The organism is Streptomyces rugosispiralis (genome assembly GCF_024505145.1).
GTDB classification, from domain to species: Bacteria; Actinomycetota; Actinomycetes; order Streptomycetales; family Streptomycetaceae; genus Streptomyces; species Streptomyces rugosispiralis.
Map to the genome: position 1 here is coordinate 1 of NZ_JANIAA010000268.1, position 313 is coordinate 313.

The following is a 313-nucleotide window of genomic DNA, read 5'->3' on the forward strand; positions in this document are numbered from 1 at the left end:
TGGGGACACCGGGCCCGTGCTGGTGAACATGTACGGAATCACCGAGACCACCGTCCACGTCAGCTATGCCGCCCTGGATTCCCGTATCGCGACACCCGGTGCGGGAAGCGTCATCGGCGTCGGCATCCCCGACCTCCGGGTCTACGTCCTCGACGACGGTCTGCGTCCGGTGCCCGTCGGGGTGGCGGGGGAGATGTATGTCGGGGGCGCGGGTGTGGCGCGTGGCTATTGGGATCGCCCCGGGCTGACGGCGGGGCGTTTTGTGGCCGACCCGTTCGGCCCGGCGGGGAGCCGGATGTACCGGACCGGTGAC

The 313-nt window shown here is 70.3% G+C and carries 1 protein-coding gene; it reads left to right on the forward strand.

Translation table 11 applies throughout. The features are described 5' to 3' along the window. The coding region (locus tag NP777_RS47390; protein WP_256656401.1) for an AMP-binding protein at positions 1-313 on the forward strand (313 nt) is incomplete at both ends.